This is a genomic window from Metabacillus crassostreae, from assembly GCF_016908395.1.
Classification (GTDB): Bacteria; Bacillota; Bacilli; order Bacillales; family Bacillaceae; genus Metabacillus; species Metabacillus crassostreae.
Window position 1 is genome coordinate 22,355 of the sequence record NZ_JAFBDU010000002.1, and the last position, 25,636, is coordinate 47,990.

Consider the following 25,636-nt stretch of genomic DNA (forward strand, 5'->3'; position numbering starts at 1 on the left):
CCTCCTCATTATCATTGAAATAAGCATGTTGCTAACTATCAATCTATGCTTCTCGTTTTGTATGACACCAATCATAAATAAACATTAATATAACCTTGGTATATTCTATAAGCTGATCAATTGATAGCTGTTCATTTACTGCATGAGCATGCTCTAGCTTACCAGGACCGTAGATAGCCGTCGGAATACCTACCTCACCTAACCAACCGCCATCAGTAACAGTTGGTGATACATCCACGATAGCTTCTTTATGCAAAACAGTATAATGTGCTTTAGCTAAATTCTTAACAGCAGAATGTTCTGAGTCTACCTCAAGTGAGGGGAAAATTTCACCTCTATCTACAATCATCGACTTACCACCCCAAATAAAAGTTGGTGGGTTTTCTTTTAACCACGGATCAGCTTTAGCTACAGATAAAATATGATCTTCAATTTCTTTTATAATTTGTTCATGTGACTCATTTGGATAATAGTGGACAGTTACCCATAGACGACATTCGTCTGCAACAAATGCTGCATGTCTTCCACCCTCAATAACAGCTGGATTTATTGTATTTGTTCCAGGTAAGAAACCTTTATAACTCTTTGTAATTGCCCAGTGACGTTCAAGCTCTTGCAGACCGTGGATAATTTTCACCATCTTTTCAATAGCACTTGCAGCAAATAAATCTCCACCAGCATGAATCATTTGTCTTCTTGTTGCATCATGATATGTCTGATTACTCTTTACAGTAATCCAACCCGTTATAACGCCACCTTGCCCTTGAATATGTAAATCACTTGTATCCACCACAACTGCAAAATCTGCTTTATAGCCTCTCTTACAGCATTCTAGTGTTCCTGCTTCTCCTACTTCTTCTCCAATGACAGATTGTAAAATTAAATCACCAGGTAATTCAATACCTGCTTCATGAAGTAGCTGGATGGCAAAAAGTGCACCTGCCAAGCCACCTTTCATATCTGCAGCACCACGGCCGATAATCATTCCATTTTTGACGATTGGAATAAAAGGATCTACTTCCCACTGTTCACTCTCATTTACTTCTGCAACATCAATATGACCATTAACGATCAGGCTTTTATAGGTTTCTGCCTGTGTTCCCTTTAACACTCCAACTACATTAGGATCATTGTGATAAACATCCCACATATCAATCGAAAAACCTTTTTCTTCTAGAAAATCGGCTATGAATTTCTGTGCATCAGCTGTATTTCTAGCAGGAGGTGCTGGTGTTTTATATTCGATTAATGTTTTTAGTAACTCAATTAATTCATTCTTCCGTTCATCGATTTGATCAATAATATGTTGTATTTTATGCTGCAAAAAAATTACCTCCTCATATTTTTTAAGGCTGCTTTCACAAACCTTGTTGCTTTTAAATACTTGAGAAATTAGCACAGTAGTAAGTCTAGTGGCATCTATTCTTCATAAAATGGTAGCTTTAAATGCGAAAATACACTGTTACTACTGTATATTTTGGTTACATAGCAACAAGCCTTGAGAAAAGCTGTTTTTATAACTTTGTTGCCTCGTATGAAAAAAACATCAAAAAAACCACTTCAAGAAAGAAGTGGTTTGAATGTACATGTTGATAACAATTCGCTTAAAAATAAATAATAGCGGAGTATTCGTTATTTCACGTATATAGTCAAACACCTCTTCCCTACGCTAGTATTATCTAGATCAGGTAATAAGGGTCAAGGCATAATGCCTCTCTCAGCTAAAAGAAAGCTCCCCTAGTGGTGAAAAGATTTATATTTAGTTTGTGATTGATAGATTACATTATTTTTAACATATAATTCTATTTTTAGCAAACAAAATTAATAACTGCTCACATACACTCCCCTAAAGAGGTGTTGATAAATGATTTACTTTATGGATTTGTTCTTTGTCAAAACGCATAAATAACATCCCAAAAATAGAGGCTAGAACTTGTTGAAACAACATACCAATAACAACAGGTACTGCAACTGCTGGAGGGAAATATTGAACAGCAATCACTGCTCCTGCACTAATATTTCTCATACCGCCAGTGAACATCATCGCAATTTTTGTTTCTCGATCTTTCTTTATCAGACAGCCAAACATCCACGCTAAAAAATATCCTATAGAAGCTAAAACAAAAACAGTCAAACTAATCAATAATAGTTCTAGATTTACCTTTTTAATAAAAGGCGCCACAACTGCACCGTTAATCATAACAACTGATGATAAAGCCAATTTGGAAAATGGAGCTAATTTCTTAGAAGTTTGAACACTTTTTCCTTTTGTTAAATAATGAATAAGCATCCCTAAGAATGAAGGAATAACAACCATTAATAATAGACCATACATGATACTATATGCATCAATTTCCACATTTCTTCCCACAAGAAAAGATAACATGGATGGCACCAGAAAAGGTGATAATATTGTATCTATTAATATAATAGAAAGTGCTAAAGCAATACTTCCTTTATATATGTTTACCCAGATAAAACTAGTTATTCCTGTAGGAATGACAGTAGCTAACACTAGCCCAGTTATTGTTAAATCATCTTCAAAAAATAAATGACCAACAGACCAAGCAATGAGAGGCATGATTAGATGTAATAAAATTAAAATCAAAATAAAAGACAATGGTTTTTGTACTGCTCCCTTTAATGCATGAAAACTGGAGCTTAAACTACCTGAAAACGTCATAAAAGCAAATATAAAAGGAATTAAAAATGCGAAAGGTAAAAGATGCTCTGCTAGTACAATCCCTATGATCACACTAATTGGTGTTAAAACTGGCATTAATTTTTCTAAAAGTCCATTAAAAGCTTCAAGCATGAAACATTCTCCTAATCTTGTATTCTAGATATATATACTACATAGTTCTATCTTTCATACATTGCAGTAGGAAAAGAAGGATATTTTAAAGCAAATAGCTAAGAGAATGCAGCATTGATATGAAATTATCGTTTAAAGCAGAGCCATAAAGATAAAATTGCTATGAACTTTCCTACTTTTGATCAAGCACATTTTGAATGCTTTTCACAATGTTTTCTATATAATTTTTTTCATGTGGTACGAAGTTTTGTTTAGTAATCATTTTGTTAACAAACATCTTTTCTCGATCTTCATTCTCTATAAAACCATCACTTTTCATTTCTAGTAGTTGATCATTCCATAGACTATAAAAGTCATGTAACTTTGCTCTATATATTCCAGAAACCTCTTCCTGTTGTAAGAAAAATGAATCGAATGAATGCGGTATTTCATATAAAAAAACATGACATAGCTCATTATCTAACAGTACTTCATCATTTAATTGTTCTTTGATGATTCCCAAAGATATTAGATCATTTAAAGAAAGATCAATTCCTATCTCCTCCTTCAATTCTCTTACACCATCTTCAACAGTTTCATTTGCTAGTAAATGACCAGCAGCTGTTATATCAAGCAGGTTAGGATAATCCTTTTTTTGCTCACATCTTAATTGGAAATACAAATAAACCTCTCCTTTATGGAGACTGATTAACCAACAATGAAATGTTTCATGCCATAGTCCCTTTTCATGAACTTCTTTTCTAGTGGCAATACCTTTTGGATTACCTTCTTGATCAAAAATTTTCAGTACTTCTTCACTCATTTTAAATAAACTCCTCATCATTCAATATCGAAGGCACTTAACCTATGAATTAAAACCTAATTATGCAGCAGAAAAAGCTAGTAATCCAAGAAAAAATGTAAACTATAAACAGTTCTGTAAAAAATACAAGGTATACGAATTAGCTTTACCGAAAGACCAATGATGGTACATCAAAGATATTCCAACGAACTAAAATATAAAAAATTGACAGAGCCCACGAGATAACTGGTCTAAAATGGTGAATCGCCAAAATTGAAAACATAACGAGAACGACCACCATTCGTTCCATCCATTATAGTGCTTAATACAACCTAAGGCATGTGTAATAAATTCATTAGTTGCCTATATCATAACCCACATAGCTATATAAATGAACCGTTTAGAAAGCCTACCTGTCGGAAAATCCCCCAAGTAGATCAGAATTGTGCAGGGGTATTTAATACACATAATTAATAATGAAATATGAACACCTGTTAAGCCCAATTGTTTATCCTTAGGAACAGGCTCAAACTTCCATAAAGGGAAATAATCATAGAAGATTAAATGATAGAATAAATCACTTAAATAAAAAACAAAATTGTAGGATAGTATACCCTCCAATTTTTCCAATCTCCCCATTTCCAAGCAGCGAATATATAGAGAAATCCATAAATAAAATTCATTTTGTCACCCTTATTTTCAATTATACATTTAATAACTGCCAGCATTTTACACTATTATAATGTCCAAAATTTCATAAAATAGTTTAAGGCAGATGTTCATCTAAGTTGGAATTGATCACGAAAAAAGTGGAGATGACAATATTCATGAAAATTACTGTACTGACTTTAGTAACACTAGTCACATTTATGTATAATACTGCACTTTCTTATGCTACTTCACAGCAATACTTTGATTTTGAACTTTCGTTACAGAAGTGGTCAGAAGTTAATGAGATGATTCCGCGCCTCTCTACTTTTACTGTCATTGATATTGAAACAGCTAAATCCTTTAATGTTGAAAGAAGAGCCGGTAGTGGTCATGCAGATGTGCAGCCATTGACTAAAAGTGACACAAAAGTCATGAAAGAAATTTACGATGGAAGCTGGAGCTGGCACCGTCGAGCCATTTTAATAGTTGTAAACAATATGTTAATTCCCGCTTCTATGCATGGAATGCCACATGGTGCAGGAGCGATAAAGAATGGCTTTCCAGGTCACTTTTGTATTCATTTTAATGAAAGTACTACACATCGCTCAGGGAAATATGATATATCACACCATATTATGATTTTAAAAGCAGCTGGAAAATATGAAGAATACATTAAAGAACTAACTGCAGAACAAGCGTTAAATGTACTTTTAGTTACAATCAAAAACAATGATAAAGATTTAGCAAAGGAAATAGCATTAAGTAATAAAGATCTTGAACGTGATCTTGAAGTTATCAGTGAGATAGAAGCGTTGCGTTGGTCAATAGATCACCCTATCTATTCTGATGATTTACTTTCCACTATCCCAGTTGAACTTAAAGTATATTTGAAGAACATTGGATCTATAAAAGTAAAAACAAATTTCACAATGATAAGATCCTCACCAATATCCTCTTGGAAAGTGAATATAGATCCTTTGATACAACTGATAAATGAAAATAAATAATTGTCCTACAACAAAGAGGAGAAAATGATGCAAATATTACTTTCGATAATTCTCACATTTCAATTTATACAACCTGTAGATTTATCCGGAAATATTTCGATTTCCTATAAAGAAAATGAAATTAAATCTGTAAGCCGGAGTGATTTAGTTCTCCATCCTATCTTGAATCTTATTGACGAACAAAAGCTAGATGATTTAACTGAATACATCGACACAGCAGTCTATAAAGCGCCTGTTGATGCTTTCATAAATGATCAAAATCAGTTAATTAGTGAAGAAAAAGGATTTAAACTGGATGAAGTCAAATTCACTAAACAATTTTATAAATATTTTTATAGTAAAGGTTACACAACTCTTGATGTTCCAGTTCAAACCATATATCCCCGTGTTGATAGCGAATTACTTTCAAGTATTAAGGTGAAACAAATTAGCCATTATATAACCTTTTTCAATAATAGAAACAAACAGCGCTCTCAAAATATACATTTAGCATCTGAAGCAATTAATAACCATGTTGTTTTTCCTGGAGAGGTTTTCTCTTTTAATTCTGTTGTAGGTAATCGAACGACTGAAAAAGGGTACTTACCTGCTCCTATTATAGTAAGAGGTGAGTTATCAGAGGGAGTTGGAGGAGGAATTTGCCAGGTTTCCTCCACACTTTTTAATGCGGTTGATCGTGCAGGTGTTAAAATAATTGAACGTTATTCACATAGCAGAAAGGTACCTTATGTACCACCAAATCGTGATGCAACTGTAAGCTGGTACGGCCCAGACTTCACATTTAAGAATCAACATAACCAGCCGTTACTTATCAGGTCTAAAGTCTCTGGAGGACAGCTGATAATCAATATTTTCTCCTCAGAAGCAATTGAAATAAATAAAAAAACTATCCCTGACGCACCCAAAAAGCTCCCACTTGAAGTTACTGATTTTTAGATCTTTTTGGTAGGGTTCTGACCTCATTTTTCATTTAAACATGTTTAATCCCTCTTTATTTGTGATACATCATTGGTAAAGGAGGAATTTAAAATGAAACAACTGCTTATAACCATTTTCTCAGTAGGAATACTGGTTGGGTGTAATCAGGTTGAAGAAGCTACAGATGAGATTGAAAATGAGGCAGAAAACGTTGAACAAGAAGTTGAGCAATCTCTAAATAATAGTGAAGAGGAAATTACCAATCTTGTGAATGATTTAAACAACGAAATAGAAGAAGAAATTAATGAGGTTGATCCATCTATTGTTACTGAAGGTGATACTGCTGTCATTAATACACCTTTATTATTCCCATTTAATGAAGAAGATTATGATGAATTATATGGGTTAATTGAACAATCAAACTATGAAAGAATTAATGAGATGACTGAAAATGGTGATGTGATCATTGTGGACGAAAATACAGAGGTTGAAGTTGTTGATATGGGAATTAGACAAGCTAAAGTAGAAATCCTCTCATCAGGAGAGCAAGGGTATATACCAGCCAAATATTTAGCAGTAAATGAAACCTCATAAGGATATGTATCTAAAAGAACCTATTCAATGAAAAATCCGGCTCTCGTTTGAGAGCCGGATTAATAATTGTTATAAGAGCCGCGATTGCCGCATCATAAATTATAGAGTTTTAAACCACCACTCCTACAAGTGGGTGTTCGCAGAAGCTTTCATACCTTCCTCTACATATTGAAGGCTTGGTATTCCGACCTCAATGTAAAACTCCCTATTTCAGCTTAAAGGTTAAAACTTTATAAAAAATGCGTACAGCGCAGCTTGTATAGTTATAATACTAAAATATATAGGTGAATGCAATAGGAGATTTTTCCAAAACCAATTAGTTTGTTATAACATTCACGAATCTTTGTAATAACTCCGCAGCCGTTAATAATTTATCTCCGCCGCCTTGAACAAACGATGGTTTTCCACCACCTTTACCATTAATAGCAGGTAGCACTTCATTTAATAATAACTGTAAATTCAAATTAACATCTTCACTTCTAGCAATCACAAGCTGTAATTTATCTTGATTATCACTTATCAAAATAACAATATGATCATTTTCCTTTGCTACAATTTCTCTAGCTATATTTTGTAGCTCTTTTATCGATCTATGATTATAGATAGTAGAAATGAGTTTTACCCCATTAATATGTTGTCCTTCTAAACTCAAACTTTTTGCTTCATACTGTATAAGCTGACTTGTTAGCTCCTCAATTTTACTATGAAGTTCTTTATTGTTTTCAAGTAGACGATCTGCTGCTTCAATCATTTTTTCTTGAGGTGCATTTAATTTACTTGTTAATACCATAATCACTTTATTTTTATCATGCAACAAACCAAGAACACGATTTCCGCATACAAATTGAATACGGATGTGACTTTTATGTTTTTCCCAGCTTATTATTTTCAAAGAACTAACTTCACCTGTTGATTTTGGATGAGTACCACCACAGCCGTTGTAATCAAAATCCGGAATGATCACAAGTCGAATATGCTCTCTTACTGAAAGTTTTTTTCTAAGGGTATATTCAGATAATTCTTCCTCTGTTATCCATTTCGTCATTATAGGTTTGTTTCCGCGTATGACAGCATTACATTCTGCTTCTATTTGATTAAGCTCAATTTCTTTGATATCAGATATCTCCAAATCAATCGTACAAATATCTTTTCCTAAATGAAAGCTTATCGTTTTATAACCAAAGGTATTCTCAAAAGCCGCTGATAAAATATGCTGACCAGCATGCTGTTGCATATGATCAAAACGCCGTTCCCAGTTTATGCAGCAAAAAGCTTTATTCTCATGAAGTGGTAAAGACTCAACATAGTGACGAAGCTCGCCTTCTACCTCTACTACATCCAAAACATTGATATCATTAATTTTACCTGTATCATGAGGCTGACCACCACCGGTTGGATAAAAAGCCGTTTCATTTAATAACACATAAGGCCTGTGAGACTCATCATAATCTTTTTTAATAATTGTCGTCTCAAAGGAGGTTAAATACACATCTTTATAAAATAATTTAACTGTCATAATTCCACTCACTTTTGTTGATTTTTTATCCAACTATAGCATATTGTGGAGGTTTTCGTCATTATTCTCCTATATTGTTTTCAAACCATTCCTGTAACTCTTGAACTGATGTAAATGTATAGATTTCTTCTCCATTTTGTCCATTATCACTCCCGGCATTTCCTCTAAGTGTAACTTGACCCTCTTCTTCAGATACTAGAATCGCATAAGGATGTTCAACATTAATATACCTTGCATCATAGTCTGTATCAGTCCATCTTTTACTTTTCAAAAAATCATGACAATGCTCCATCTTAATGCTCCTTTTCCACATGTGCTTTTTTCTGCAAAATAATTGTTTTATCTTAAAAACCAAATTTAAATTGATGAAAATACATACTGGATCTATAACTAAGTTTAAGAATCATTTCCATAAACCAAAATAATAAAAAATAGTACACACTTATTGTTTACATGAAATTAGTAAAACAAACAAAAGATAAAAGAAATAGGTTCAAGAACAAAGATTCAACTATGAAAAATTAAGGAGACATCTATGAGTAAAAACAAGAAAATTCTTTACCCAGAGGCAAAAAAAAGTGTTGATCAATTAAAAGCACAATTGGCAAATGCACCAACTCCTGAAAAAGCAAAATATGAAGTAGCCAAAGAATTAGGAATACCTTTAAATGAAAAAAACAATGGCAGTTTATTATCAAAAGATGCGGGTAAAATTGGCGGCAAGCTCGGAGGAAATATGGTAAGAGAAATGATTAAAATGGCAGAGCAACAATTGGAGAATAGAAAATAAAAAAATTTAATCCACACTCTACAAAGTCTTCAAAATTAATATAATTTATAGGATAACTTTGCAAATTTTGGTTAATTATAAACAAATCAAAGGTGACATTAAAAGGCCGTTTTCAACATGATACATACATATATATTTATTAGGCTATGTTAAAAGTTAATGTTGATTTTTAGCATATTGTTGATTGAGTGAATATATGAGACTCCTGCTTAGAGAAGCGTGTCAAAGGGAGACCCCACAGGCGCGCAGCTTACGAGGAGGCTCCCGGACCGTCCGCGGAAAGCGAATGCCTGTAACGGAAATCAACAACAAAGTTTAACAGTGCCATTTATTAAAAAAAGTTAGGAGGCAAAAAAAACAGTGACATCTATTTTTGAATCTGTGAAGGACTTCTTACAAATTAGCTTAGATGATGAACCTAAAAACCCTCTTCATGTAGGAGAAGTAATGAGTTGCTGGATGTACTTAGCTTTAATGGACGAAGCTACAATTTACATCCAAATGGGGTTAAACTCAACTAATGATGATGAAGTAAAAGGACTATTAACTCAAAGCTTAAAGCAGTGTGATGTACAAGGAGAGCGATTTAAGCAATTTATGAAAACAGAAGGAATACATTTGCCACCTACAAGTGAGCAAAGACCAAACTCTGATCCGAATAGCGTTCCATTAGGGGTAAAACTAACTGATGAAGAAATCGTTAATGGGTTGAGTATTAAAACAGCTGCTGCAGTTTCTCATTGCGCGGTATCTTCTTCACAATGTATTCGCAACGATGTTGGTGCATTATTTACTCAATGTATGCTCGAAAAAATGAAATTCGGTACTTCATTAAAGGACGCTATGAGAAAAAGAGGGTGGATTAAAGTACCACCTTACTACTATCCTCCTGGAATGCCAAAACAGCAATAAAAATAGGAAGAGAAGGCATTATAACCCTTTCTCTTCCTATTTATTATTCCAACTTCATTTTAACTTCTCCTTCAATCCAGCTAGGATAAAACGACAATTCTAATTCAATAGGATTGGAATAATTATTGTTAGCCATTGTCACGCCAATTTTTTGAGTATACCCATCAACATCAATATCATGAGAGAATCCACTATCACTTTCTACCTCTTTACCTTTAGCATCTTTAATAGAGGAAAAAATAAAATAATTAAATTCCTTATCCGTTTCTAAATTAAACGTAATATCCTGTCCTTCAACTTGTAAATTTGATAGATTATTTCCTTTTGGCTGTTGAATTATCATTTGTTTTTCAGTATCAATAATGACTGCTGCCTCTGCTTTATCTACTGCTTGAATTTTGCTAAACACCAAATACAATTCCTCAGGAGTTTTAAAATAATTACTTTGCAGATACACAATTTGCTCATGAGCACTAATCTTAGATGATGTAATGCCATTTGCAATTTTTGACCATGCTTCACCATGCTGATCAACAAGTCTAATATCTTGAAACTCTAAAATCTGCTTTGAATTATTAGGATCCATCTCCAAGTGAACAGCTATACGAAGTGGATCTACTTTTACTTTTTTCACCTTTATTTTTTGATCTTCTATATTTACTGTTTTATTTAGATCAAACTCTTTGGATTTATTTTCTTGTTGCTTAACAGTAATTGGTAGTGTAAAACTCGTGATTTCGCTATCATTTTTCACCTTAATTGTCAGTTGTAGCTCTTGATCCTTTAAAGGCTTTGAGAAATAATATTCTAAAACATCTGTATATGTTTTTGCTTTGTCATCTGCTGGATTTCCAAAAGAAAGGGAGTCATAATTTATTTTAGTACCCTCCTTTGTTTGTAGTTCAACATTTTCAATTTGAAAATGTTGCAGCTCTTCATTTGCTTTAATTGAATAAAAAATGACCATCCCTGTATCATCTTTTATAAGAGCATCAATTGTAACGTTCATACCATTTTTTTCTTGAGATACCCCTATTTCTTGTGCATATTCATTATCTATTGCTGCAAGCAAACCTTTATTATTACTGATAAGTTCAACAATTTTCTCCATTCCAGGAACTGTTGAAAGGTATTCTGCAAAAGTGGGAGATACTCGAATTGTTGTTACAAAACCTATTAGGAGAACAGCAGCAGCAATACTTGGCCATATCCAGGTTTTCCTTTTCTTTTTAGTTGGTATTTTGCCATTTTTATATCCTGCATCTATCGCTTTATTTATCTTCTCTAATGGAATGTTAATAGAATCATATTGCTCTTTCCATTCTGTTAATTTCGCTTCTTCCTTATCAAACATTTTTCTTCTCTCCTTTCTCTTCCAGGATATATCTAAGTGATCCTAGAGCTTTATATAATCTCGTTTTCACCGTTCCTTCTGGACAATTCCACATCGCAGCGATTTCTTTTATTTTGATATCTTGAAAATATTTCAAATGTAACAGTTGTCTTTGATCATCATCTAGCATTGACATAGCGTCTTCAATTTCAATGTAGTTGTAGTCCTCATTTTTTCCAAGCTTTAAAAGGATTTGTTCATCAAAAATAAGTCGATTATTCTTTTTAAGTAAGTCATTACAATAATTAATCATGATACGAATTAACCATGTTTTAATATAAGTAGGTTCTCGTAAGTCATGTATGCTACGATATGCACGATATGTTACCTCTTGAATAGCCTCAATTGCTTCTTCTTGATTTCTTAAGTAAGATAATGCCGTTTTATATAAATCTACCTTATAAGCATGAATAATTGCTAAAAAAGCTTCATCATCTCCATTTATTGCCATCTTAACCTTATTAACCTCCACTGCTGCTCCTCCCTCCTGGTGCTTCTTCTATATATTAGACAGTTTAGAGTGAAAAAAGTTTTATGAAAATTTTTTTGTATGTTAAAGAACATATAAAAAAGAGCAACAATGAAGTAGCTCTTTTTTAACCTAATTGATTTTTATAGAATGAATCGCTCTTGGTTGTTGGGATTTATACCATTGTAAGCATAGAGTAAAGATAAGTAAACCATCAATAATATCGCCACCATAGTACATCAAAAGTCCCCCTACTTCAGCATGATTAGATGAAACTCCATATGGAGGATAAGCATAAATATATTTTGATAAAATCCCATGACATGCTAAAGCAAGAACTAAAGTAACGGAACGATAACCGATACTCCTTTTATGTGGCGTTGGATCAATATAAATGATTGAAGCAGTAAACATGTATCCTGCTAGGAACACATGAAAATGGACAAAGATATGTAAAAATATATTACCATGCAAACTCGAATATAACTCAGTTGTATAGAGAAGCCATAAGCCCCCTACATTTAAAATTGATGCAATAATAGGATCTGAAAAAAATCTAATCCACTGACTTTTCAATATTGATGATAATATTCTTGCATATTGAACCTTGAGTGTTCGTAATACAAGTGTCATCGGCGCAGCCATTACTAAAAGAAATGGTGCAAGCATACCTAATAGCAAATGCCCAGTCATATGTGCTATAAAATCATGATGTGCACGATCTGCAATTGGACCTATAATTGATGAAGCAACAAATAAGACACCTAGTATCCAAAAAACAGTTCGATAAGTTGGCCATTTTTTATATTTACGATTTGAGCTTATTGTTGCAAATACATACAATAATATGGATAGAACAGTCATTATTATCAAAATCGCCTCTATAACGTTTTCACTGTACATCCAAGACTTCTCCTTTAAACCTATGGGATTCCTTTTTTGTACTATAAATGAAAAAGATGCCGATTAAGATCAAAATGACCGCTGTGATGTTCCATATCAAATCGTATATGAATATATTTTCAACATAACGAATTTGATGAATTCTCATCATTTTGTGTTGAATGATACCATCATATAATTGAAAACCTCCACTACCTAAAAACACTCCACCCCACCACCTCTTTAGCCAGAAAGAGTGTTTATGTCGGAGATCAGCTAAGATGAATAAACTAGATATTGTCGCAAACCAGCTAAATGCATGAAATAGCCCATCTGAAACAAGTCCAATTGTTGTTGTCGATTTATCATAAAAATGATGCCAATGAAGAAGTTGATGAAAAACTGTTTCATCGATAAATGCAGCCAAACCCAGACCAAAAAACAAGCCTGATAATAAATTTCTACTTAGGTAGGTATGACGTTTTGAATGAGAAAACTGACTAATTTCTTTTTCCATGCGTTATTTAGTAACCTCCATAATTATCTTTTGAACTTAGCACCTATTTTGCCCAAATATAACAAGTGTTAACAAATATTTACTTTCCCAAAATAGAGACTAGACATAGTAAAAGAAATTATTTTTAAATTATAACTATTCAGTACTGTGTTCTAATGCTAGATAAACAAGTCGTTCCATTGCGCTGCAAACACTCGCTTTCTACTAGTTCTCAATTAATAGTTTTCAATTCAAAGAAAATATTGAAGACAGCACAAAAAGACCGAATTATTAGGGAAAAGATCAATTGTACGATCACCTAATAATTCGGGCTCATCATTAGCTAATATGCTATTATCCCAGCCTTTTTAAAGCTTGTATATCGTATTTTAGCTACAAATTTAAATTTCTACTGAAATATGTTTAAAAACACTCATATCGAACAACCCTTTATCTGTAAGCTTAACTTCTGGTATGACAGGTAAAGTTAAAAAGGATAACGTTAAAAACGGATTAAATCCAGGATCAAAGCCATTTTCTTTAAGTGCATGTTTGAAAGTAATAAGTTCTTCATTAACTTTAGTATAATCTCGGTCAGAAAACAGGCCTGCTATAGAAAGAGTGAGGGCAGCCTTTATTTCTCCTTCTACTACATAAACTAATCCTCCTTGCATATCTCTTAATGCATGAACAGCCATTATCATATCCTCATCATTTGTTCCTGCCACAACTAGATTATGAGAGTCATGAGCAATTGTTGTTGCAATCGCTCCATTTTTCAATTGCAAACCTTTGACAATTCCTAAACCAATATTACCTGTATAATGATGTCGTTCAAACACGGCCATTTTAAGTAAATCTTTTTCAATTAAAGCGGAAAATTCAGCTGTGGTCTCTTCTAAAGTAACCTCTAACTTTTTAGTTACTAAACTATTTGGAATTACCCCAATGACATTCACCTTGTTTGACTTTAGAGGGATAAATAAATCTTCTTTCTTCACTTCACCTATACGAACAGTTTCGTTCAATCCAATTGACGAGCTGCCATAACCTAGAGTCTCTCCTACATATTCTCCAGTTTGACCAACAAGATTACCGGCTTTATAGACAGAAGTAATCATTAGTTCTTCTAAGCTTTCTGCAAAAAAGAAATCTGCTTCAAAACCAGGCGCAATAGCACCTTTTGTTTTCATCCCATAACAGATTGCTGGATTAAGTGAGGCCATTGTTATAGCAGAGATAGGATCCATTCCTTCTTTAATAGCGAGTCGAACATTATGATCAATACTACCTTCTTTTATTAAATCATCTAAATGCTTATCATCTGTACAAAACATACAACGAGACATATTATGTGGCTTCACTACAGGGAGTAATGCTTTTAAATCCTTTGCAACAGATCCTTCTCTAATAAGAAGATACATACCACGCTGAAGTCGTTCTTTTGCTTCTTTTACAGTTGTTGCTTCATGATCTGTTTGAATACCTGCTGCTCTGTAAATATTTAAACCATCCTTATCAAGCCCAGCTCCATGTCCATCAATTTGTGAAGTTAATTTTAGCTTCTCTATCATATGATGATCGCAGTTTTTCACCGCCGGAAAATCCATCACTTCTGCTAAACCTAGTACACGAGTATCTTTTAAGAAAGGACGGAGATCATCAGCAGTAAGCGTTGCTCCGTTGTTTTCAAATGAAGTGGCCGGAACACTAGAAGGAAGCATAAAAAACACATCAAGAGGAATTCCTTCAGAATTATCGATCATATACTGAATCCCCTTCGCCCCAGATACATTTGCTATTTCATGAGGATCAGTAACAATGGATGTGACACCATGAGGAATTACTACCTGAGCAAATTGTGTAGGTGATACAAGAGAGGATTCAATATGAACATGGGCATCAATAAATCCTGGACAAATATATTGACCTTTAGCATCAATGATCACTTTTCCCTCATACTTGCCAACACCTACGATCATTCCTTGGTGAACCGCCACATCTTGCTCTATAATCTCACCATTAAATACATCAACAATTTTCCCATTTTTAATAACAATATCGGCAAGAATGTGCTTTCCTGCAGCTGCTATATAATTCTCAATTTTTTCAATATTATTCAATATAACCTCTCCTTTTGATACTATATTGTGCCAAGTGACTATAAAATTACCACTCTACTAATAGGCAAATCAATTTGATTGCGAAAAAAATCCGTCCTATATATATGATTGACCGTAAAGTATATTGTTCAACATTTTATCCACTACTGATATGTATGTCAATCATATTGTTAGCTTATCAGACTCACAAAATTCGTTATTTATAATATCGGTTTTATAGTAATCAGATCAGCTGGAAAAATCAGTTTGTTCCATTTCGCTGCAGACACTCGCGTTCCACGAGGAGGAAGCTGAGCCTCCTCTATTCCCGTAGGTGCCCTATTGTTTTGCCCTCCATTCCACTGGTTCTTAAAAATAGTATATTAAATCAAAAATCTATTGAAGACATCACATAAAAACCCGAACTATTAGGCTAAATTAATTGAAATATCGCCTAAAAGTTCGGGTTTATTAGCTATATACTTAGGTTCCAGCATTATCACTTTACTTAAATCAACTTCTTACCTGATTTAATTCAAATACCTTTCTAACTTCTTTACAATCTTGTGATAAAACATCCATCACGTTAGGTCCAAACCATTCTAACGAAGCATGAACATCATTAAACATTGGCATCACTTCTGTTAAAAATTCTTGATAGTTTACAACTCCATCAAACAAGGATACCATTCCTTTTCTAGAGCCTGATGCTGCATACACATTATCTGGTGCAAAAACATTAAGATACTTTTCTGACGAAATATTTTTCAAATGAAAGTGTGAAACAAATGGTTGAAGTTCTTTTATCGCTTTTATTGGTTGTATTCCAGATTCCCATATATGCAACACATCAAAATTTATTTGAAGTGCAGGATGGTTTGTGTGTTCAAGTAATTCTAATGTAGAAGAAAGCTGATCTGTTAGTGTATTCGGATGTGTTTCAACGACTAAATACTGTCCTTGTGAATACAGATAATCACAGATCATACGAAGTTTATTTACTATGTCTTTCTTTTCACAATCACTAGTATGTTTACTTCCTTGTTTTCCGGCAAATGTCCTTATTTTATTTGTTCCCCAGTGTTTAGCAAGTGCAGAAACTTTCATTGTTTCAGCCATTAAATCAGGAACCGATGCCTCTAGCGGTAAATAGTCACTTAGCATACTTATCTCTAAGTCAAAGGCACTCAGCCATTCTTTATTATAGTGGGGTTGTGCTGCGAGATTTTTTGCATGAATTCCCCAAAGCTCAATTCCTTGAAAATGGTGAGTTTGTGCCCAATATGCGATTTGATCAATTGAATGGAGGTAATGTCTAAAAGAAATCGTACAAATGGAGAGATTCATTACATAAACACCTTCTCTTCCTTTATGTATTGGTTACGAACCCATTTATCAAAATAGTGCTGCAACCCTTTCTTTATTTTAAACTCTAATATGTTTTGTTGAGCTAACTTTGACTCTATCTCTTGTAATAGGGATAGATCTTTAGTAATTGCAAGCTTCATTGCACGGTATTGTATTGTTGTAAAACCCTTTACTAATCGTTCTATTTCATCACACCAATATTCAAATTCCCTATCATTTTCTCCCAGACACTCAAAAAAATAAGCAAATGCATGTTCATAGGCATATTTCCTAATTGCTAGTACAGGTAATTGTTTCAAAGCTATAGATAGCTCTGAAATATCATCTCTCTTTTCCCCAGCTGTATAGAGTTTAATTATTTCTGAAACAGCATTTATTATAGGATTACAGGTATGCTTTATACAGGTGTTAAAATATGCCTCAATTGTCTCAGAATTCGGTGGAATCAAGGATTCAGAATTGAACATGTACCCACCTTTTACTGAAGGATCTTGTATTGCATGTAGAATTCTATCCTTTGGCAAACTACCCTCCCAGCGAAAATCAGGATCATACATAAACCATTCATCATCATTTGCTGTCTTTTCAATCATAACGTAATGAGGAAATGGCTTTTGATTAAACTTATTTTCCCTTTCAGGAAGCATAGACAAATCAAGCATAACCATAACATGATCATTTTGTGATTTCTTTTCTATTAATTCAAGCAGTATATCTATGTTTTCTTGTTTTGATTTATTTTCGTCATACCATTTATTAAGCTTAATACCATATAGCATTTCATACCATAGTTGAAAAAAATCATGATCAATATCGTTTGAATGATAAGTTAATATCCCTTCTTGAATATCAAAGTCAGCATCCCATACCCCAAAGTAATAAGGTCTATGATCAACACCTTGTTTTTTCTTAATCACTTCACAAACACAACTAACAAAACAATGCACTTTAATCATTTAATCCCTCCACCAAAGCCTGCTTCTTTTGGCGCTCTATAAAATCTGTTAATTTTCCTATCGTACTAAAATCTGTTGGAATTAGCGCTTCATCAGGTACATCAATTCCAAGATTCAGCTCTAAATATAATATAAGTTCTAGAATCATAACTGAGTCCATATAAAGGTCTTCATTTAATCTTGCATCTTCATGAAATGAACTAATTGTAGACAGCTCTATTTGGTTTTTTAGAATGTTATAAATGATATTCATTATTTCAGCTCTATTCATATTAGTAACTCCGCTAACTTCTTTCTACTAACTTTTCCGTTTGCCAGCTTTTCAATAGTTGAAACATGGTTAAATTCCATCGGTATTTGGTGTGGAGCAAGGTATTTTCTACACCATTCCCTTAGCTCTACTTCTTCAATTTCTTCTTTAGAAACAAATTGAACACATACACGTTCTCCAGTTAATTTATTGTATTTCTTATATACGACTGCTTCCTTTATTCTAGGTTCGTTCATTAAAACATTCTCTACTTCTTGAGGGTAAACGTTTAATCCAGCCACATTAATGGTATCATCCATTCTCGATAGAAAGGAAAGAACTCCATTTTGGATAAATCCAAGATCCTTTGTATAAATTGACTTTGTTTTGGTGTGAATAATAATTTCACTCGGCATATTTTCATCACCGGCTTCTATCTTCAAATGTTGAAGTGGGTATCCCATTACTTGAGAGTGAACTAAATTTTGATGAATTGTCACACAGCCTGTTTCAGAGCATCCGTACTGCTGAAGCACCTTTTGTGAGACACCTCTTAATACAGAAAGCCACGAAGAAGGCATAACAGTTCCTGAAGTCATAACATAATTAAAAAGCTGTTCATTTTTCATTAATCTACTTAAGGTATGAAGTAATGCCGGAGCTGCATAAAATATATGTTTCGGAAATTCCCCAAGTTTTCTTATGATGTATTTTGGATTCAAATTTGTTAGAATAACTGGTTCTGCTCCCCTTTTTAAACATGCTAAAAACCCACTTATTAATCCATAGGAATGTGTGATTGGGCAAGCAATGATTGACTTTGATGAAGCATCAACAGGTAAAGACGCAGTATAGCTTTCTACCTCTTCTTCAACAGATAACCAAGTTCGTTCAATACACTTAGGTGCTCCTGTGGTTCCAGAGCTCATTTGAATAAGGAAACCCTCTTGCACACTTTTATCGTTTGAAAGTTCAATCATGGTGTCTATTGTTCCAAAGAACAATAAATGACTAGAAGCTTGATTAGCCATTCTTATAGCTCCATCCCTTGGAGTTTGTGAATGGATCGGAAAAACAGAGCCTCCCTTTTGACGAACAAATAAGCATAAAGAAATCATTTGGAAAGCATTTGAGAAACAAATAGCAATTCTAAGATTTTCACACTCATTAATTGGTTTTATTTTTTCATATATTTTAAATTGCTGCTCTAAATCCTGAGTTGAATAGTATTGATCATCCACATAAAACATAACTATTTCTCCTTTGTGTGTCTGGATTCTGCAAATATATTTCGAACAGAATGACGAAAAGCTTCACTTTCATTTTTCTTAAATAGCTTTTTAGTTAATAGGGATTCAACATTTATTTGAGCACTTGCATGCTTTACTTGTTTATGACGATTTCTTAATTCAGGAAATCTATTTAAGTGTGCTGTAATCATTGATTCTACATGCTGCCAAAATTCATCTTCTTTATATCCATAAAGCTTTTCTAGTAAATAAGATAAGTCACTTAAATGAAAAACGAATAATGTATCCATGATTAACTCTCTTAAATCCTCTACAGAAGACATCCAATAAAATAGATTGACAGGAGCATCTTTAAATTTTCTATGTATCATTTCAAAGTCAGGACAATGATTTTCCTTAGCAAGATAATCTTTTGTAAACTCCACACTTTCATGAAAATCTCTTAAAACGATTCTTGAAGGCCATCCATTTTTATGAAGTAAAATTAAATTTTGGGCATGAGCTTCTACAGCAATACCATGTGCTATTAAGAGATGCCAAATCGGAACTACACTCACCTCAAATAATCGTTTTAGCCAAGTCTCTACTCCATATTTTTCAAGCCAAGGATCAATAAATGGATCTCCATCTCTTTCTATCATCATTAAAGCAGTAAAAGGAACTGCTTTTTCATCTTCCTCTATATAAGTGTTTATACTTTCTCTCCAAATGGCACCAAGCTGACCAGCCAAATTAAACATGTTATCCTCTGGCTCATAAGTAATTCCTGCATATTCTTTAAGAACAACTAAGGAAGCCTCATATTTTAAATAGGAATCTGATTCAATCATGCTTTCCAGCCAAGCAGAAATAATTGGAGCTGCACAAATAGAATGTGAATCTAGTGTTCTCAAAGATGATGTGTTAACCATATTCATAGATAACTTAATATACGCCTTTTCTGGATGTGTTATATTCCATAAAGTACGAACAGATTGTGTTGCTCTATAGAGATCTCCTTCAACATCTAATAAAATAATTTCTCTTGATTGAATTCTTTCTTGTAACAAATGTTGTATTGACTTAAATTGCCAAGGATGAATTGGAAGAAAAACATATTCTTGAAAGGTTCCTCCCTGTAACTTTAGCTCCCCTACCAATCTTTCGAAAAGAAATTGTCCAAGCTCTCTTCTCCAAAAATCCTCTTCTTTTTCTAAAAGAGAAATATGCATATGTTCTCTTCTGATGGCTGTCCATTTTAATGGAAATGATTGTTTTGCCTCAGGTCCATACCTTTGGTGATCTCCTATAGAAAACCCTGTTCGAGATTTATAGCAAGGATGATATGGATGTCCTTCAATAATTTCAGACTCTAATTCTTCATAACATGATTCTCTTCTTGAAGAAGTGTGCAAAAGATTGGCCTCATTCCATTCACAAAATTTAACCGTTTGCAATAGTTCACTTAAGATCGTCTGCTTAGATTTCAAATCAATCACCAAATCGTCTAATAGCTTTTGAATAGGAGCTTCTATTATATGTTGATCATTAAGCTTCAAATAAATGCTGTCCTCTAAGCGAATGCGATCGAATGCAGTTTTTCTACCTTTACAAATAAATGTATATTTTCTTCCGTATAGATAGAATAAAGAGTCAACTCCATCTAAATTCTCAACTATTTTATAGTGAATCAGCTCCTCAAAGATTAATGCTTCAGCCAATTGTTTTCTTACTCGCGTAAAAGATTTGTTAGTAGGTAAGGGATATTGCTTGATCATATTCTTCCTCCTTTTTATAAAGTAAAAAGGGGTTTGACACCTTCGTATAAATCGCTTGTTCAAGGTCTGCTGATAATTCATCAACATCATGAAATCTAGTTAATAAATTTGCCTTGTACGCAAGCTTTTCTTTACTCAGGATGTTATTGATAAATTCTTTTCCTATTCCTCTTAATTCAGTTTCTAGCTTTCTCAATTTGTTAACAACAAGTCTTATTAGCTTCTCTTCCTCTATTAGCTGATCCGATCCAAATCGATAGATAACCGAAAACAGTTGATTCATAAATAAATAATATGTGAATCGGTCTTCGATAATTGAGTTATCATAAAACAGCTCTGGAGTAGATGAGAGAGAAGGTTCTATGAAACGAAGTTCTTTTTCATATGATTTAGATAAATAATACCCTTGGTTATCTCGGTAATAGTACCCTTCTGGATAACTCTTTGATATATCTAAAATACTATTTTGCTGATGTGCTTCAAGTGCTATTCCATATTCATCATAAAGTCTAATTAAAGGATCAATAGCACAGTTCCAATACTTTTCAAACCAATCTAGTGACACAAGTTCGATTGACCTCGATTCTGAGAGAGCTATTTTGAAAATTAAGTTAGCTAGGCGTGAATTCTGATTTGGCAAAGGATCTTGTACAATGGATGCAATTGAACTAATTCCTTGGTTTTTACCACTAGTGAATAAGTTCGACCGAATAATTACCTCAAAGCCTGATTCCTTATGATCGGGAAAATCTACTGTAATATAAGCAGGGTCTTCTATAATCTTAAATAATGGATACTCACCTAGAAATGGTATATTCCTAAATAATTTAGCCATGATTACCCCTGCTTTTAGCTCACTTATCTTATTCATTCGCAAAGAATTCGTCACTTTGACAGGTATTGAAAATTTGTACATAATATTCATTTCCTCGTTATAAACAGTTCGTAGAGAAGAAGTTGCTGTATAATGAGGGCCCCTCGCACCTAGATATGTGATCGATTTATCATCAATTGCCCTTTTAACATGATCTTGTTGTAATAACCATTGTGACTGAAGAGGATGCATGGGTATGATGCAACTACCTTTTTCAATTCGTAGTTGTGGGTCAACCTCTTGCAAAGACTGAATAATCAATTCACTTGCACTAAGATTAAGAATAGATGACTCACTTACAAAATTATTGGCTACTTGAAAATAGTGAAGTTGAAACATTCCATTTAGCTCTGGTGCATAGCTATGATGCTGCCAACTAGCCATACCTTGTCTGCTCTTTGGTGTGGGATGAAGCCAATGACCAAATAACAGTGATTGCTCTGTTCCAATAAAAGAACAATTCTCTTCATTTAGACTTTCTTTCTTCATTTCATGTTCAATATAAGTTGTCATCATATGATAACTTTCAATTAGACGTACTATCAGTTCGTCATAATGTGAAACAACAATATCAGGACAATCTTTATCCATCACTATTAAATGTAATTCTTGTATGAAAGAAATCATAACGGTTACTCGATCTTCCTTATTCCATTGGTTGCTAATTGGACAATATTTAAGTGGCAGCTTTAATACTTGCCTTCCTATGATTGATTTGTATTCAACCTCAATCACATAGCTGATATTTTGCAGAGGTAACTCAATTACGATTAAATATTCTCCTTCAAGAGTCACTGAAGTGCGATGATCCTTCAGCCACTCCTCTCTTTCAATCCAAGTCACAGAACAATCTATTTCTCGAATATAACTATTAACAAAAGCCTGAAACGTTGCATTTTTTGCTATAAGTTTGGCTGACTGATTCATTTCCCCACCCTTTCACCATGTCTTTAGACCTACTAATTGATAACCGTTCTCAATAGGTGTGAAAAAAATAGTCCTTCTTATTCAGAAAGACTACTAAAAAAGCTTAGTTTTTTAGCTTTTTTAGATTCACCATTGAATTCCCATTACCTCTAAGATCTCTTTTCGGAACAAAAGATCTACTAAACAAAAACATTAAGAAGTAATTGCTATATGAGCATTTCTGTCTCAGAAATTATTCTCCTAATAATAACTTCTCTATTTCTTTTAACCCTTTTTGACGTTCGATTGGATCCCAGAAGCCCCAAGTTGTGGAAAGAGTATGTACTTTTCCATTTTTAACTGCGTTTAAGTTATTCCATACCTCACCTTGCGTTACAGAGTCATAATATTCACCGCTGTTAAAGTAAGATACATCTAAAATATGATCTGGGTTATACTTCACTAGGCCTTCAATTGAAATATTTTCTCCAAAATCTTCTGGTAAATTTTCAGCAGGTGTTAATTTTAAATCATCAAATAATAAAGAGTTTGTAGCATGATTTGTTTTACCATATACACGAATATCCTTCTTATTAATTGCTACTGCCATAAATGTTTCTTCGCCTACTTTTTCACGGATACGATTTCCGATATCTTCAGCTTGTTTTTTCATATCTTCTATTACTTTTTGTCCTTCTTCTAACTTTCCAGCTGCTTCAGCTACTTTTAAATGATCTTCTTTCCAATCGCCACCAACCTCCACAACAACTGTTGGAATTGTCTCAGATAATTGATCATATAAAGGTTTGTAACGATCACTGATAATAAGTAAATCAGGATTTAGCTTTACTATTTCCTCTGAATTAATTTCATCTGCATAAGGTAAAGCTGTTACTCCTGCTAGCTCTTCTGTTAAATGTGGTGGGAATTCATTATCATATGCCATGACAGCATGTGGCTTTACTCCAACTGATACAAGTGAGCCTTCCCAAGAAACATGTGATAAAAGAACAATTTTCTCAGGATTTATAGGTACTTCTGCTTTTCCATATAAATGCTCTACAGTTCTAGTCTCTTTTACTTCTTCTTTAACTTCTTTTTCATTCTCTTGCTCTGTTTCTTTATTTGCATCTGCTTCACCAGCAGTTTTTTCTCCACCTGAACAAGCAGTTAATACCAACAACATCAGTATTAATACCATACTCCAAGATGTTATTAATTTCTTCATTTCTTTCTCCCCCTAAACAATAATGAATTTCATTATCAATGATAACAATTATCATTTGTAGATAACATGGATTTTTTTCACTTTTTACATGGACAAACTGAACAGCTATTTAAGCTTTAATAGGCATTAAGACATTAATTTTGAATTTTGTAGTGATGAAGCAAAATTAATTAACATATTTTTTCTACCTATAGGTCCCCACGGATCCCATTCAAAACTATTAGGATAGTAAACTTGCCTATTTTCTACCGCTCTAATCATTTTCCATTCTTTTATTTTTACTACTCTCGAAACATCTTTTTCATGACTCCAGAGAATAAGTAGCTTGTCAGCATTTAAGTCAACAAGCTCTTTCACAGTAACAATCTGATAGCCTACTGTTGGTATATCAGGATGTGCTTCAAACCCTAACTTTTGATAAATCAAATCTAAACACGCATGGTCTCTCCAACCATAAAGTCGTATTTCATTTCCTCTAATCCAAATAACTGCCCATTTCCCCTTTCTAGTGAAGGGACAAATCTCGTCTCTAACCTTTAATTCAAGAGTAGCTATTTCCTTTTCAATGCGATCAACTTTATTTTCTTGTCCAAGTAGGCTAGCAATTTCACGAAGATACTCATTCCATTGTGTTTTTAGGGAAATATTCCGAACCCTCTGTTGATGTGAAAGTATAACCGACTGAATTTCTCCATTATGTAGAGGTGTTTTTATAATATGGTCTGGCTGTGTGTTTAAAATCTCTTCTGGTTGAAACATATTTTCTGCATTTAGCAATACTGTCCCTTCAAGCTGTTTTTCTAAATAACTTGGTAAACCGTTGCTAGAAGGATAGATTGTAGGGTAAGAAGGTGCAGCTACAGGCTGGATTCCCAATGAAAGTAAATGATCCTGTAAAAAAATCTGACTCACTACAGCTATGCGCTCTTTTGATCTTTTCATAAATACAGACGGGGGAACGCCTACTTTTTGTTTAAACAAGCGACTAAAATAAAATTCATCCTGAATTCCTACTTTCATTGAAACATCTTTTGTTGTTATACCTTTTGTTTGAAGCATAAGTAGCTTTGCAGACTTAATTCTTTCCTCAATCAAATACTCCTTTGGAGACATTCCAACTCTTTTTTTGAATGCTCTTGTAAAAGAAGCAGGATTCATTTTGGCTTTATCGGCTAATTTTGTAATTGAATAAGGATTTGATAAGTGATTTCTTATGATTTTTTTCGTTTCCTCAATTCCATCAACCTCTGTGTGATCTGTTAAAAAAGATAAAATGCTCCAAATCACACTTTGTAATTTACAAATTTCTGTGAAAGAGATATCCTTTTTTTGTATTCTAAGTGCTTCGTCCCATAAAGGAACAAGTTTTGAAGATTGTTGATCAGCAAGGGGAATTGATTGTAAAAAAGCAAGATCATTCCAATCTTTTTCCCATGATATTGTATAAACAGTTAGCAGGTTAGCTGAAGTTGACATAATCATGCACTCTTTAGTAATGATGTAACTCTTTCCTTCGACGATTGAAAGCTGTTGTCCATCTTTAACTATATATCCACCTCCAGTTGCAACATAAATTAGATATGTATAACAATTTGATTTGTTTATATTTTCTGACTGACCTTCTCGTATTCTTGTTGAAGAAACTTTAAAGAAATTGGTTTGTTTTATATGTATCAATGTTAACAACTCCTAGTTAATGATTTGTTCATGAATTGATGTCG

23 protein-coding genes and 1 riboswitch are annotated in these 25,636 nt (G+C 33.5%); of the genes, 5 read left to right on the forward strand and 18 right to left on the reverse strand.

All coding sequences use genetic code 11. The annotated features are described in order from the left end of the window. Positions 1 to 43: 43 nt before the first annotated feature. From JOC75_RS08000 to JOC75_RS08010, 3 genes are all read right to left on the reverse strand, one after another. A complete protein-coding gene (locus JOC75_RS08000; protein WP_204953577.1) occupies positions 44 to 1,324 on the reverse strand; it encodes an acetylornithine deacetylase in 1,281 nt (426 codons plus the stop codon). Between the two features lie 320 nt (positions 1,325 to 1,644). Then, a riboswitch (TPP riboswitch) is annotated at positions 1,645 to 1,749 on the reverse strand. A gap of 97 nt (positions 1,750 to 1,846) precedes the next feature. Then, positions 1,847 to 2,815, reverse strand: coding sequence for a bile acid:sodium symporter family protein (locus JOC75_RS08005; protein WP_204953578.1), 969 nt, complete (start codon positions 2,813 to 2,815; stop codon positions 1,847 to 1,849). 172 nt (positions 2,816 to 2,987) lie between these two features. After that, on the reverse strand, positions 2,988 to 3,617 hold the full coding sequence (locus JOC75_RS08010) for an NUDIX hydrolase (protein ID WP_204953579.1): 630 nt from the start codon (positions 3,615 to 3,617) through the stop codon (positions 2,988 to 2,990). An 806-nt stretch (positions 3,618 to 4,423) separates the two neighbouring features. Between JOC75_RS08010 and JOC75_RS08015 the strand changes: the two genes are divergently transcribed. The 3 genes from JOC75_RS08015 (at position 4,424) to JOC75_RS08025 (ending at position 6,766) form a co-directional block, all read left to right on the forward strand. Beyond that, positions 4,424 to 5,254 (forward strand): hypothetical protein, encoded by an 831-nt coding sequence (locus JOC75_RS08015; protein ID WP_204953580.1) that lies wholly within the window; start codon positions 4,424 to 4,426, stop codon positions 5,252 to 5,254. A gap of 24 nt (positions 5,255 to 5,278) precedes the next feature. After that, entirely contained in the window at positions 5,279 to 6,190 is a 912-nt protein-coding gene (locus JOC75_RS08020; protein WP_204953581.1) for a VanW family protein, read from the forward strand. Positions 6,191 to 6,283: 93 nt separating this feature from the next. Beyond that, positions 6,284 to 6,766, forward strand: a complete 483-nt coding sequence (locus JOC75_RS08025) for a hypothetical protein (RefSeq protein WP_204953582.1) — start codon at positions 6,284 to 6,286, stop codon at positions 6,764 to 6,766. 316 nt (positions 6,767 to 7,082) lie between these two features. Here JOC75_RS08025 and JOC75_RS08035 read toward each other — a convergent pair whose 3' ends face one another. Together JOC75_RS08035 and JOC75_RS08040 are read right to left on the reverse strand one after the other, a co-directional pair. Beyond that, positions 7,083 to 8,282 (reverse strand): alanyl-tRNA editing protein, encoded by a 1,200-nt coding sequence (locus tag JOC75_RS08035; RefSeq protein WP_204953583.1) that lies wholly within the window; start codon positions 8,280 to 8,282, stop codon positions 7,083 to 7,085. A gap of 61 nt (positions 8,283 to 8,343) precedes the next feature. Beyond that, on the reverse strand, positions 8,344 to 8,574 hold the full coding sequence (locus JOC75_RS08040; RefSeq protein ID WP_204953584.1) for a hypothetical protein: 231 nt from the start codon (positions 8,572 to 8,574) through the stop codon (positions 8,344 to 8,346). Positions 8,575 to 8,817: 243 nt separating this feature from the next. Here JOC75_RS08040 and JOC75_RS08045 point away from each other — a divergent pair, with 243 nt between their 5' ends. Together JOC75_RS08045 and JOC75_RS08050 are read left to right on the forward strand one after the other, a co-directional pair. Continuing rightward, on the forward strand, positions 8,818 to 9,072 hold the full coding sequence (locus JOC75_RS08045) for an alpha/beta-type small acid-soluble spore protein (protein ID WP_204953585.1): 255 nt from the start codon (positions 8,818 to 8,820) through the stop codon (positions 9,070 to 9,072). Positions 9,073 to 9,432: 360 nt separating this feature from the next. Continuing rightward, on the forward strand, positions 9,433 to 9,984 hold the full coding sequence (locus JOC75_RS08050; RefSeq protein ID WP_204953586.1) for a DUF3231 family protein: 552 nt from the start codon (positions 9,433 to 9,435) through the stop codon (positions 9,982 to 9,984). A 43-nt stretch (positions 9,985 to 10,027) separates the two neighbouring features. Here JOC75_RS08050 and JOC75_RS08055 read toward each other — a convergent pair whose 3' ends face one another. The 13 genes from JOC75_RS08055 to JOC75_RS08115 form a co-directional block, all read right to left on the reverse strand. Then, entirely contained in the window at positions 10,028 to 11,338 is a 1,311-nt protein-coding gene (locus tag JOC75_RS08055; protein ID WP_204953587.1) for a DUF4179 domain-containing protein, read from the reverse strand. Next, on the reverse strand, positions 11,331 to 11,849 hold the full coding sequence (locus tag JOC75_RS08060) for a sigma-70 family RNA polymerase sigma factor (RefSeq protein WP_338036567.1): 519 nt from the start codon (positions 11,847 to 11,849) through the stop codon (positions 11,331 to 11,333). The genes JOC75_RS08055 and JOC75_RS08060 overlap by 8 nt, the downstream gene beginning before the upstream one ends. Positions 11,850 to 11,978: 129 nt before the next feature. Beyond that, positions 11,979 to 12,749 carry a cytochrome c oxidase assembly protein gene (locus tag JOC75_RS08065; RefSeq protein ID WP_204953588.1) on the reverse strand — a complete coding sequence of 257 codons (771 nt, stop codon included), beginning with the start codon at positions 12,747 to 12,749 and terminating at the stop codon, positions 11,979 to 11,981. After that, positions 12,739 to 13,245 carry a DUF2243 domain-containing protein gene (locus JOC75_RS08070; RefSeq protein WP_204953589.1) on the reverse strand — a complete coding sequence of 169 codons (507 nt, stop codon included), beginning with the start codon at positions 13,243 to 13,245 and terminating at the stop codon, positions 12,739 to 12,741. The genes JOC75_RS08065 and JOC75_RS08070 overlap by 11 nt, the downstream gene beginning before the upstream one ends. A 380-nt stretch (positions 13,246 to 13,625) precedes the next feature. Then, positions 13,626 to 15,350: an adenine deaminase gene (gene ade, locus JOC75_RS08075; RefSeq protein WP_204954185.1), complete on the reverse strand. Its 1,725-nt coding sequence runs from the start codon at positions 15,348 to 15,350 to the stop codon at positions 13,626 to 13,628. A gap of 489 nt (positions 15,351 to 15,839) precedes the next feature. Further along, entirely contained in the window at positions 15,840 to 16,673 is an 834-nt protein-coding gene (locus tag JOC75_RS08080; RefSeq protein WP_204953590.1) for a sugar phosphate isomerase/epimerase family protein, read from the reverse strand. Beyond that, positions 16,673 to 17,650 carry a DUF6005 family protein gene (locus JOC75_RS08085; protein ID WP_204953591.1) on the reverse strand — a complete coding sequence of 326 codons (978 nt, stop codon included), beginning with the start codon at positions 17,648 to 17,650 and terminating at the stop codon, positions 16,673 to 16,675. The genes JOC75_RS08080 and JOC75_RS08085 overlap by 1 nt, the downstream gene beginning before the upstream one ends. Then, complete coding sequence (gene asbD / locus JOC75_RS08090; RefSeq protein WP_204953592.1) at positions 17,643 to 17,921, reverse strand: petrobactin biosynthesis protein AsbD; 279 nt, start codon at positions 17,919 to 17,921, stop codon at positions 17,643 to 17,645. The genes JOC75_RS08085 and asbD overlap by 8 nt, the downstream gene beginning before the upstream one ends. Then, positions 17,918 to 19,150 (reverse strand): AMP-binding protein, encoded by a 1,233-nt coding sequence (locus tag JOC75_RS08095; protein ID WP_204953593.1) that lies wholly within the window; start codon positions 19,148 to 19,150, stop codon positions 17,918 to 17,920. Before JOC75_RS08095 ends, asbD begins: the two co-directional genes overlap by 4 nt. 2 nt (positions 19,151 to 19,152) lie before the next feature. Continuing rightward, the gene (locus JOC75_RS08100; protein WP_204953594.1) at positions 19,153 to 20,907 is read right to left on the reverse strand and encodes an IucA/IucC family protein; all 1,755 of its coding nucleotides are present in this window, start codon (positions 20,905 to 20,907) and stop codon (positions 19,153 to 19,155) included. Further along, on the reverse strand, positions 20,879 to 22,708 hold the full coding sequence (locus JOC75_RS08105; RefSeq protein ID WP_204953595.1) for an IucA/IucC family protein: 1,830 nt from the start codon (positions 22,706 to 22,708) through the stop codon (positions 20,879 to 20,881). The genes JOC75_RS08100 and JOC75_RS08105 overlap by 29 nt, the downstream gene beginning before the upstream one ends. 232 nt (positions 22,709 to 22,940) lie before the next feature. Then, positions 22,941 to 23,915, reverse strand: coding sequence for an ABC transporter substrate-binding protein (locus JOC75_RS08110; RefSeq protein ID WP_204953596.1), 975 nt, complete (start codon positions 23,913 to 23,915; stop codon positions 22,941 to 22,943). Positions 23,916 to 24,041: 126 nt separating this feature from the next. Next, on the reverse strand, positions 24,042 to 25,592 hold the full coding sequence (locus tag JOC75_RS08115; protein WP_239589369.1) for an AraC family transcriptional regulator: 1,551 nt from the start codon (positions 25,590 to 25,592) through the stop codon (positions 24,042 to 24,044). Positions 25,593 to 25,636 lie beyond the last annotated feature (44 nt).